This window comes from Okeania hirsuta, from assembly GCF_003838195.1.
GTDB lineage: Bacteria > Cyanobacteriota > Cyanobacteriia > Cyanobacteriales > Microcoleaceae > Okeania > Okeania hirsuta.
Genome location: NZ_RCBY01000242.1, coordinates 1 through 10,555 on the forward strand (window position 1 = coordinate 1; position 10,555 = coordinate 10,555).

General features: G+C 35.8%; 9 protein-coding genes and 1 pseudogene. 1 reads left to right on the forward strand and 9 read right to left on the reverse strand.

Annotated features, from left to right (window positions below):
- Positions 1-1,246: 1,246 nt before the first annotated feature.
- Positions 1,247-1,934: pseudogene (locus tag D5R40_RS26480) on the forward strand (IS1 family transposase).
- 1,041 nt (positions 1,935-2,975) lie between these two features.
- Here D5R40_RS26480 and D5R40_RS26485 read toward each other — a convergent pair.
- The 9 genes from D5R40_RS26485 to D5R40_RS26530 all read right to left on the reverse strand — a co-directional run bounded on the left by D5R40_RS26485 (position 2,976) and on the right by D5R40_RS26530 (position 10,408).
- Complete coding sequence (locus D5R40_RS26485) at positions 2,976-4,082, reverse strand: glycosyltransferase family 4 protein (RefSeq protein ID WP_124146275.1); 1,107 nt, start codon at positions 4,080-4,082, stop codon at positions 2,976-2,978.
- Positions 4,083-4,518: 436 nt separating this feature from the next.
- On the reverse strand, positions 4,519-5,256 hold the full coding sequence (locus D5R40_RS26490) for a class I SAM-dependent methyltransferase (RefSeq protein ID WP_124146274.1): 738 nt from the start codon (positions 5,254-5,256) through the stop codon (positions 4,519-4,521).
- A gap of 274 nt (positions 5,257-5,530) precedes the next feature.
- Positions 5,531-5,707, reverse strand: a complete 177-nt coding sequence (locus D5R40_RS38130; RefSeq protein ID WP_205127462.1) for a zinc ribbon domain-containing protein — start codon at positions 5,705-5,707, stop codon at positions 5,531-5,533.
- A 295-nt stretch (positions 5,708-6,002) separates the two neighbouring features.
- Positions 6,003-6,305, reverse strand: a complete 303-nt coding sequence (locus tag D5R40_RS26505) for a hypothetical protein (protein WP_124146272.1) — start codon at positions 6,303-6,305, stop codon at positions 6,003-6,005.
- A 292-nt stretch (positions 6,306-6,597) separates the two neighbouring features.
- Complete coding sequence (locus D5R40_RS41490) at positions 6,598-6,732, reverse strand: hypothetical protein (RefSeq protein ID WP_282433603.1); 135 nt, start codon at positions 6,730-6,732, stop codon at positions 6,598-6,600.
- A gap of 187 nt (positions 6,733-6,919) precedes the next feature.
- Entirely contained in the window at positions 6,920-7,627 is a 708-nt protein-coding gene (locus D5R40_RS26515; protein WP_124146271.1) for an SDR family oxidoreductase, read from the reverse strand.
- On the reverse strand, positions 7,624-8,124 hold the full coding sequence (locus D5R40_RS26520) for a 6-pyruvoyl trahydropterin synthase family protein (protein ID WP_124146270.1): 501 nt from the start codon (positions 8,122-8,124) through the stop codon (positions 7,624-7,626). The genes D5R40_RS26515 and D5R40_RS26520 overlap by 4 nt, the downstream gene beginning before the upstream one ends.
- Positions 8,125-8,182: 58 nt before the next feature.
- Positions 8,183-9,304, reverse strand: coding sequence for a mechanosensitive ion channel family protein (locus D5R40_RS26525; RefSeq protein WP_124146269.1), 1,122 nt, complete (start codon positions 9,302-9,304; stop codon positions 8,183-8,185).
- 6 nt (positions 9,305-9,310) lie between these two features.
- Positions 9,311-10,408: a mechanosensitive ion channel family protein gene (locus D5R40_RS26530; RefSeq protein ID WP_124146268.1), complete on the reverse strand. Its 1,098-nt coding sequence runs from the start codon at positions 10,406-10,408 to the stop codon at positions 9,311-9,313.
- Between the last annotated feature and the right edge of the window lie 147 nt (positions 10,409-10,555).

Below are 10,555 nucleotides of genomic sequence, written 5' to 3' on the forward strand. Positions count from 1 at the left end.
AACCAATTCTCATCCACAATGGGACATCTCCATCATTCGTACAAATTAAATCCATGAGAAATTGCTTGAAATATGGTCTACATTAGTTACTTCTATTGACATTTTCTCCTCTTTTTGATCTTCACTTAATTATCTAGAATTAGAGCTGATTGATCAAGTAAAGATTAAGGCGCTGAATCACTTGCTATACTTAGGTTTGAGGAGTTATTATCAAGTATTACCCTAATTGCTAAAAACTAGGTAATATCAGACTTTTAGCTAAGTTTACAAATCAGCTCTTACAGTTTGAGGTTTTTTTTTCTTAAGTCTAAATACTTACTCAAGTTTGACCATCTTTGCATACTACATTTTGTCGTACGGAATGTGGGTTAAAAATTAATATTATTGAGCCAGAAGAGACCCTAAAAAAGCTGCTTGTAGACCAAAAAACAGGTAAACATAGAGAAAGGGTAAAAATTTTATACCTACTTGCTACCCCAGATCGCAGAAAAAGTAGGACATTTGGCATCTTTGACAGCTTGCCACCGGGTAATACCAATTTGAAAAAAGAATGTTACAAATGATTGGAAGCGATCGCTTGCTAAATATTGGCCATTGATAAAGCATCGACATGACCAGGAGGATAATTCATCAAGAATTTGTGGATGGTAGTCGGTTAATTCTAACTATAGATAGAACACAATGGAAAGAAAATAATATATTTTGAATAGGGGTGATCTACAAAAAACCAGCCTGACCTATTTATGGACAAATTTTAGAGAAAAAGAGCAGCAGTAATTGAGGAGAACAAAAGGCTGAGGAGAACAAAAGGCAATTATTAACCCTGTTTGACATTTATTAAAAAAATATGAATTAGTAGTTATTGGAGACCGTGAATTCCACGGCGTTGAATGATCACACTGGCTCAAAAATCAAAAATCACCTGAAATAATTTACTTTGTTTTTGGACAAAAACAGAATACTTATGATCGAAAACCTGGGAAAAACTATGAAAAACTTAGTTCTTTGCAGATATATCCCGGAACAAAAATTTTTTTGAGCCAGATCAATATTATTCAAAATCAAGGTGTTGGAAGATTTAACCTAGGAGCATATTGGAAAGGGAAATATAATCAGAAAGTAGAAAAAGCGAGTGTGTAATTCCCTGGTATCCTCGGAATGAAAGACGCACTCAAGACAAGAACCTTGGTACTTATAAACGAGGTGTTGCACAATAGAGAATGATATTCTAGAATTTGATTGAGAGATGGATTGTCCTGATTGTCAAAGCCATAAAGTAGTGAAAAATGGTCATCGTCAGGGAAAACAGAGTTATCTGTGCCGTGACTGTGGCCGTCAATTTCGATCAAACCCCTGTCCTACCGGCTATAGTTCTGATCTTAAAGAGCTTTGTATAAAAATGTTCCTTAACGGCATGGGATTGGGAGCCATTGAGAGAGTGACTGGTATTTCCCACAATACTGTGCTTAACTGGGTACGGCTTGCACCAAGCACATATTCGCTTTGGAGAACTATGAAATTCCTGAAACTGCTCACGCTTGATGAACTGCCAACTTTTGTGGGCTCAAAAAAAACAAAATTTGGGTCTGGACAGTCGTAAATAGCCAAATGCCAGGAATTCTCAAGTTTGTGATAGGCGATCGCTGCGCCGTTACCTTCACAATATTATGGCAGATGATTCAAGGTTGGGCTTGTTTTCTTGATATTACTGACGGGTACAAGGTAAATCCAAGCTTAATCGAGGATTGTGATCACCTGGTCAGCACCCGCAGCAATGACGAGAGTAGAAGGAGAAAATTGGCGTTTAAGACACTACGGACGCTAGGTTACATCGCAAAACTTTATGCTACTCCAAGTCCATTGATCTGTTGTGCAAATCAGTTCGCTTGCTGATCTATGATTTGAAACATCAGCAAATCCCTCAATTACCTTAATCATTCGTCACTGTGCAACACCATAAACGAACCTGAAAAATTTGTATGAAGTTTTGAAAATTTATCGGTGGAGAATGGGCATCGAAGCCATGTTTAAAGACTTTGACATCCTCTCTGGCCTAAAGGCACAGGGATTCCTATCGAACCTTAATTCCTCGGGAGGTTGACGCTTTGGTGGCGCATAGCTCCGCCAACACAGGGTGCTGCTTCCTAGGCGGTAGTCTGACGCTTCCCTCAACGTCCGTTTAGAGTTTCCGAGTGCCCCCCGACAACTATAACACTCTACCGTATATTCAATACTCTAGCATATATTCAATTCACTTACAAATAAAAAGTCGCCCTATAAGAGCAAGGCACCTACCCCAATTTTTCGGTAAAACAGGTGGATATAATCTAGAGGGAAGTCTAGGTAATGTACAAGGTTTGACTAATTTAATTTCACTGCTTGCTATTGCTAATACTGGTTGATTTTATCAAGGTAAATTTCTCAAAAAATTCGGTGTTCAAAATTACATTTATAGATGAACAGAAGCTCAAAGAAAAGATAGAAGACATAGCAATTTTTGGGTAGGTATATATGGTGAACTGTGGGAGATTGCTGGGGATTATTTAGTTGATATTGTTCAACAGATAATTAACCTGAATCCTTAAAAAAGTCTGATGAGCACAGGGAATTAAAAGCTCTGTCAATGTTAGATAATATTTAACCATCGTGATATTGTTATGCGAGTTTGAAAAAAGAATGCTACAAGAAGGTGCGTCTCGATCAGAGAGGGTTGAAAAGCAATGCAGTTCAGTTAAGGATTTTTTTTGCAGTTCTGTAAGCTCAAGAGCTACTCTAATGGTTCCATACCTTATGAGTTTTAGTATTATCTGAACTTTATTGGCTTAAAAAGAGCTACTCCAATTAATTTTAGACAGCTATCTCTATCATTTTTCTATTTTTCTTCAATATTTCTTCCTTCTTCCCTCTGACCTACAGACGTTGCATGCAACGTCCCTACCATTTGCAACAAATATTTATCACCCTTGGTATAACTCCTAACTCCTCAGCGAATAGCTAGTCTGAGCCAGAATATCGTAGAACCAATTTTCCATACGATTTCCATAAACTTGAATAGAATATTCAGCTTCCGCTTGTTGCCGACAAGCTAAACGATCAAGTTTGTCAAGATTGTTAATTGCTTTTACCAATTCCACTAGATTACCAGGCTCAACTAGCCAACCTGTTTGACCGTGACGCACAATTTCAGCAGGGCCTCCCTTATTATAGGTAATTATAGGCACACCACAAGCTAATGATTGAATGGCAGTCATGCCAAATGCTTCACTCCATCGATGGGTCATCAAGTACCCTCGACTGCGTCGCAGCACTAACTGCATTTCCTTAATTGGTAGAAACCCTAAATATTCTATTGGCGCATCAGGATAATTTTGCTGGATACTCTCCCAGTAAGACTTATCCTGAAGCAAACCCATTATTTTCAAAGGAATACCAGTATTTTTTGCAGCTTCCACAGCATCTTCCAATCCTTTTTCAGGAGAAATGCGCGCCACCCAAACCAAGTAATTATTTGGTCGATCACAATATTGATAGTTTTTTATGTCAATACCATTTCCCACAACTCGACATCTACTAGGAAATGAGAAAGTTTCTGCCTGAGCTTTTGTGTGAACAGCAATAGTACCAGGAAAACTAATACTGGTTTTTTCTATAATCTCATCCATTGCCTTTGACAGAGAACCCATACTTACCAGATGGGCAATAGGGACATTCAAAAATAGAGATAAATAAAAGGGAAGCCAGTCATAAGCAAAGTTAACAATCAAATCGTAATTATTTTGCTCTTTTCCTATAAATTCCCACATTCTGGTAAGCACAGATTTAGGGATTATAGAAATGGGGGTGTCACGATTTAATTGCTGAATACTAACTTGCAGTTCTCCGGTAATTTCAATAATGGGACAATCTACTTTAGTTATAGAACCCTGTGGCGCAACTATATCTACCTTGTGTCCTCTGAGAATCATTTCTTGGGCAATATTTTGTAATGTGAATTCGACTCCACCTCCAGTACCTGAACCAATAGCTCCCACAGGTGTAGAAGCAAATAATAATCGTAAGAGGTTAGCTTGAGCAGTTGCCATTTTTTTTGCCTAAATTATCAAAGGGAACATAAAACCTACATTCCGCACAACAAAATGTAGTATAGAATCAGGAGTCAGGAGACAGGAGACAGGAGACAGAATTTTAGAAGAAAATCATAGCTGCCGTGATTGCGTCATTAATCAAGCAAGTATTTATGCGTAAATTTTTTACTCAGAATTTGATCGACGAAAAAAGTAATTGAGATGATTTGCATAGTATAAATACTTACAAAGCTACGGATTTACATACTACTTTTAATGCTACAAAATGACGTGCGGAATGTGGGATAAAACAGACAAGAAAATCATTGAGCAACATTGGGGTCTGAGTCAAATTAGAAAAACCCAGGTTGTATCAAGCTCTCAATATATTAAATTATCCCGATTCCTTTAGATATTAAGGAATATTTTATAGATAGATACTTCTTTAAATACTTCACAATTTTTGATAACATCTGGTTGTGATTAAATGGGGGTGAAATACTTCTAGAAAATTTGATTGTAGCGTTTGAAAAAAATATTTCACAATAGCTGTATCATCTAAATGAAAAGGATATTCGTTGCCAAAACCCTTAGAAAAATACCAATTAATTAGTAATTTTCCATCAGAACTCAGAAGTTTATGAAACTCAATTAACTGTGATATTGGGTCTGGTAAATGTTCCATGACATCAAAACACATAATTGTGTCAAATGAGTTATAAATTTCCAATTTTGATGTGACTTGAATTTTGTCAGATAACCCTAATTTTTCGGAGCGCTCCAGAACAAAATTGCAGTTAATCGGATTTACATCTAAGTACTGAACTTCGGTAACATTTGGACACAAAGCAGCCGCAAAGGAATGTGTTCCAATCCCCCCACCAAAATCCAAAACCCGACCTTTAGCAAAATCAGCAATTAAATGTAGCATATTACCGATATAATCACAGCTTTTTAAATGCCACGCTGCTAATTCTAAGATATAGGTTGCTCCGACTTGGTCTCGATAAAATTCGATTGCCATTTCCCAATCAAAGTTTTGTCCCAACTTAGTCATAGCTTGATTACTTTCCTGAATTCGAGTCTCAAGGGTATGTCGATCTATCTGCAAAAACTCCTGGATGTGGTTTTTCAGATCGAAAGAATTGTCCCAATAAGCTTTGAGAAACTCAGGTTTAGCTGCAGTTAACATAGAAAATGACTCCTGAATTTTGTACACTTGATGTTGCCGTTCTTAGAAACCTACGATAATCTATAATTATCTGTTCTATTCTTGCTTCTACCTGGCAACGTCGGCGTTATCCAGTCCACAAGCTGACACGGACGTTTGCTGCGCAACGCTAGCGCGAAACGCGGAACGCGGAGCGTAGCTCTCACTGCCCCCCATAGCTAAATTTAACGCTGCATTTCCTACGGAATGCTTCCCTACGGGATGCTACGCAAACGCAAACAAGTCTTGATCGCAGCTAAAATTGCAGTGTTCGCAATTGAACAAACAGTCTGATAAAAACAAAGACTCGCAATTCAGTTCCACAGTTAGAGCAGGTTTTAGAACTAGGAAACCATCTATCAACAATGGTTAATTTAGAGCCGTACAGTTGACATTTGTACTCTAGCTGTCTACGAAACTCATAAAAACCCATAGACTAGGGCAGACTTAGCTAGCTTATAGTTGGCCATCATTCCTGATACATTCAGATCTTCACCCACCACTCTTGCTCCCCTCCCAGCAGGGGATGGGGGTGGGTTGTAGTTAAGAGCCAAATAAGTAGGCACGTTTATGCAATGTATCTTTACGAATATTAGCTATTTTACTGTGTAGTCTAGCTATTTTTAGCTGTGCTTTTTTCCAGTTATTGGAAAACTTGGTTTTATACCTGTTAAGGTATTGCAGTCGTGATAGTAATAATTCTAACTTTTTTTTTCGATTTAGCACCATCAAACATTTCGCAATAGTGATAATGTTGCTAAGGTTTTTACTCCTAAATCTACACTAACTACATCTACTGAATTCTCACTAATTTGAGGTTCTGTTTTAATCTTGAAACTAATGAACCAGCGGTTAGCTTTTCTACTAATAGTTACAGACGACAGATTGACATTATCTGGCAAGATCTCAAAAGTTTTAACCCATCCAATTCTAGGCGTTGCACAGTGACGAATGATTTTATATTTTTGATGAACAAGATTTTGGATTTGATAATTGCTAGAATGATTAATTAATGGTTTTTTTTTAGTCAAAGTCTAAACTAATTTTTGGCAATATCATTCTATAATGTGCAACCCCCAATTCTAGGTAATTTTATCTGACCCACCTCTCTTGCTCCCCTCCCAGGAGGGGATGGGGGTGGGTATTGAACCATCTAAAGTGTTTGCGTAGCATTCCGTAGGAAAACTATCATCTTTGCCTTTTTTCTTGAATTTAGGCTAACCAGAGACTTTCTTAAAGTAACGCTTCCAAGCTGATGACAAATATTTCAAAGCATATTGAGGTGCTGTTTTAGACACTTCGTAGTACCAATAGTTTTGAGGTTTAACCATTGCTACCAAAAGCAAAGGCCAAGTCAATAGCAGTAGGAAATTTAATTTTGCTATCAGGATTAATAGAATTGTGATTAAGGATGTTTCTAGTCAGCCATAATCCACAATTACAGGCATGACGACCCACACCAGCGTGTTGGGCAAGTAATGTTTTTTGTTGATTTGTGGGTTGCTACTCAGTTTTGAATCCTAGTAGCATAAAACAGATAATCGGAGACTATTATAGATAATACCAGATTATAGGTAACAGTTACAAGTCCTTATCAACTCAATGACTAATCAGATAGTGATTAAGTTGAGTAGCTGCCATCTTTTTATCTCTCTTTTTGCCCCATATTTGCATGGATTATTGCACCATTAATAACTGGGTTAGTCGCTGCAAAATAAATGGTTTGTGCAATCTCTGAAGCTTCGATTAAACGATTTTGAGCATTCATAGTTTTTATCTGCTCAATAATTGTCTCATCATGATTAAGATGATTTCGTAACATTGGGGTATCGGTAAAACCAGGACAAACACAAGCTGTATGAATACCTCGATCTATTAAATCCTGACAAGTGGCTCGCATTAACCCCACTGCTGCGTGTTTAGAAGTGACATAACTAAAGGCACCAGGCACCGCCTTTTCTGAGAGAGTGGAACCCACATAAATAATAGCAGACCCCTTTGACATTTTTGGCATGACTATCTGATTCAATATAGTTGGAGCAACCATATTAATTTCCAAGATATCTCGTAAATTATTGGCTTGAATATTTTCTACATTATCCTTATCTAAGCGGGCAGCATTGTGAACTAAAATCACCCTTTCAGAATATTCTAATTTAGGTAGTAACTCTTGTTTCAAATTTTCCTCAAAACCTTTTGCAGCTAAATCTATCTGAATATTAACTACATCTGGCAACGGACATAAATTTCTAGAAAGGTTAATAACCTGAAATTCCTGTTCCAGAAATAGTTTAGCTGTTGCCAATCCTATGCCACGACTTCCACCAGTTATAACCAAATATTTTTTGCTCATTTTTTACTCCAAAAACTGCTACCTGACTGACCAGGACCAGAGAATATTTTAACTTCTATTGTTTGAATCAAATGCTCTTGATTTTCTTGTACATTAACAAGTAATTGTTGCAAAAACCAATGAGAAAGCTCCTCTACAGTAATATTTCGCACCGGAAGCAACTTTACATCTCGTTTAAGAAATGGTATTTTCTCTTTACCACCATTGAACAAAGCATAGATATATTCATCGAATTCTTCTATTTTGAGATAAGGATTTTTTAATGGCAGTAGAAAAACTTCATCAAGAAATTGACAAATATTAAGGATAATTTCTTTGTAAATACCATAGTCAAAGGTCATGCCATTGTTTGTCACTTCAGCCTCGAACATGACATATACAGAAAAACTATGACCGTGCAGATTTTCTCTTTCACTATCTGAAAATATAGTGAAGTGACCTGCTGAAAAGTTCATTGCTTGCTTAAATAATTCAATTTTAGTCAGTCGTTTTTTCATAGAAAATGCACAGTTATATAAATCCTAAAAGAAATAGGAATGAAGAAAATACAGGAAATTAAATAGTCATTGGGGAATCAACATAAATATTTGGTTCTTGTAGATAAAATTCAATGCCAAAATTTTTCAGCTCCTTAGAAATATTTTGATTAGCAACTTCCAAAAGTCGCTTTCTTAATTGGATAGAATTTTCACTAGAACCGAGAATAAAGAAAGTTATCCTCGCCCGACATTTATCTGTATGTTCATGGTCAAATACTGCTATTTTTGTACTTCCTGGGTCAATACCAAATACTGAATCTGTACTATTTTTAACCACTTGCTGAACTAGAGCTTTTTCTCGTTCTATCAGTTTCTTGGTAAAGTCTAAATATAATAAAACCATCACTTTTTTACCACGGGTAATATTCTCAATTCCTGCATTGGCTAATTGGTTATTAGGAACAATATATAGTGTACCCGTGGCGGCTTTCCTAATTTTTGTAGACCGCAAACCAATAGATTCTACTCTGCCATACATCTCACCTTCTCCTAATGAGCAACGAATATAATCTCCAGGAATAAAAGGACGGTCTAAATACAATACAACAGTACCAAACAATTGCTCCAAAGTTTTGGAAGCAGCAAAACTAATAGCGACACCACCAATAGATACTCCAGCTAACAAACCTGTTAATGGAAATCTTTGACTTTGAGCATAACCTATTGTGGCAATAAATCCGATTACTACATTTACTATAGTCTCAAATACTAAGAGTAACTCATCAGCTTCTAAGCCAGATTTACGAATAATTTCAATGCCATATATCCTGAGTACTTGCTGAAATAAACGGGAAGCTAACCAGGCAATACTAATCACTACAACAAGAACTATTAAAGGATTAAAGAAATTGTATAATGCTTTGTATTCTTCTAACCAAACTGAGGATAGAGAAATTAATATAAATGTTCCTGCAACTTGGAAAGGTTTTGTCAGTGGACTAATAAAGTTGTTAGTAATTTCTTTGCTTGAACTAGGCAAAAACTTATTAATAATTAATTGCACTATTCCTGGTGTATATTTTCCTATCAATACAGCTCCCAGGGCAAATACAAAAAAAATTAGATAGTGAGGAATGCTAGAACCTTGCAAAAAAACAGATAGCTGATTGACCTTGTTAATTATATTTGAAAAAAACATAATCAATTAAACTGTAATTGGTGAATCAACATAGATACTAGGTTGCTCTATATCAAAAGCAATACCATATTCCTTAAGTTTCAAAGTAATTCTTTGGCTAGCATTATCCAACATTTGACGACGCAAATCCATAGATACTTTACCAGAACCTAAAATAAAAAATGTAATCTGGGCTTGAGTTATATCTTGTAAGTTAGAATTCTGTGAATTTTTAAAGGTAATATCAGTATTACGAGGCTCTATGCCAAATACATCACTTGTACTTGCTAAGATAACTTGACGTATTAATGCTTGTTCTTCAATATCTACCTGACGATAAAAAGTTAAGTATAGAATCGACATAACTTTCTTGGCTGCGGTAAAGTTTTCAATATTTACCTGTGTCAGAGAATTATTAGGAATAATAATTAATGTACCTTTACCAGAAGAACGGATTTTAGTAGAGCGTAAACCAATTGATTCTACCCTACCAAAAGTACCATCTGGGAGACCAATATAATCATCTACTACAAAAGGTCTATCTACATAAAGTACGATACCACCAAGTAATTGACTTAAAGTATTTTGAGCAGCAAAAGCAACTGCTACACCTCCTACTCCTAGACTAGCAATAATACCAAATACATTCACTTGGTGAGTCTGAGCAAAAATGATAATAGCTAATACAAGAATGATAAAGTTAGCAATAAATTTACCTACTACAAATAAGTCACTATTAGCTTTTTGATCGCTTCTAAATGCTGCTTCTATTAAATAAACATCAAAAAACTTTTTAGCAAATTGAGAACCTAGCCAAGTAGTTGTGATAGTTAAAATTAAACTCAGAGTAATTTCTATAATATATACCTGAGAATATGGTGTAACAGCCAGAAGAGTTATCTCAGATATGGCTATGGCAATTACTACTCCAATTAGTGATTTATTTGGAGATATTATAATTTTATATGCTTCGGAAATTTCTGTAGATATAATCCTCTCTATTAATTCAGGCAGTTTGCGAATTACGATAACTACGACTATTCCTATGACTGCGATGGCAAATATTTGCAGGATTTTACTAAGATCTATTACTATTTGTTCAGGAATTTGAATAGTTTCGGTCATAAACAATCTTTATTTGAAAATAATTTTCTGAATTTGATTTAATTTTTATCTCTTAGTTGATTTTTTTATTATACTCTAAAATTTTTAAAATTTTGATTTATGCTAAATTCGGTTATGATAAGCTACTTATATAAATAATCGCCAAAT

Excerpts from the sequence above, each read along its gene's own strand:
- D5R40_RS26485 (WP_124146275.1), bottom strand. The coding sequence starts at position 4,082 with ATGGCAACTGCTCAAGCTAACCTCTTACGATTATTATTTGCTTCTACA.
- D5R40_RS26490 (WP_124146274.1), bottom strand. The coding sequence starts at position 5,256 with ATGTTAACTGCAGCTAAACCTGAGTTTCTCAAAGCTTATTGGGACAAT.
- D5R40_RS38130 (WP_205127462.1), bottom strand. The coding sequence starts at position 5,707 with ATGGGTTTTTATGAGTTTCGTAGACAGCTAGAGTACAAATGTCAACTG.
- D5R40_RS26515 (WP_124146271.1), bottom strand. The coding sequence starts at position 7,627 with ATGAGCAAAAAATATTTGGTTATAACTGGTGGAAGTCGTGGCATAGGA.
- D5R40_RS26520 (WP_124146270.1), bottom strand. The coding sequence starts at position 8,124 with ATGAAAAAACGACTGACTAAAATTGAATTATTTAAGCAAGCAATGAAC.
- D5R40_RS26525 (WP_124146269.1), bottom strand. The coding sequence starts at position 9,304 with ATGTTTTTTTCAAATATAATTAACAAGGTCAATCAGCTATCTGTTTTT.
- D5R40_RS26530 (WP_124146268.1), bottom strand. The coding sequence starts at position 10,408 with ATGACCGAAACTATTCAAATTCCTGAACAAATAGTAATAGATCTTAGT.